Source organism: Pseudoalteromonas sp. GW168-MNA-CIBAN-0100 (genome assembly GCF_040309225.1).
GTDB classification, from domain to species: domain Bacteria; phylum Pseudomonadota; class Gammaproteobacteria; order Enterobacterales; family Alteromonadaceae; genus Pseudoalteromonas; species Pseudoalteromonas arctica.
In genome coordinates, this window is record NZ_JBEOOL010000988.1 from 1 (window position 1) to 242 (window position 242).

General features: G+C 40.1%; 1 protein-coding gene. It reads right to left on the reverse strand.

The genetic code is table 11. From position 1 onward, the window contains the following. The coding region (zapE, locus tag AAEY62_RS24305) for an AFG1/ZapE family ATPase (RefSeq protein WP_350637036.1) at positions 1–242 on the reverse strand (242 nt) is incomplete at both ends.

The following is a 242-nucleotide window of genomic DNA, read 5'->3' on the forward strand; positions in this document are numbered from 1 at the left end:
TTTGCGTTTGAAGTAGCCACCAACACTACACCTTGTTTAAATAACGCATCAAACAGCCGGGCCATAATCATAGCGTCGCCAATATCGCTAACAAAAAACTCATCAAAACATAGCACCCGAATATTTTTGGCCCAATTTTTAGCTATAATTATTAACGGATCTTTTTGCCCTTGTAACTGCCCTAACTGCTGGTGTACCTGCGCTATAAAGTGATGAAAATGCAGCCGCTGCTTTTTACTTAT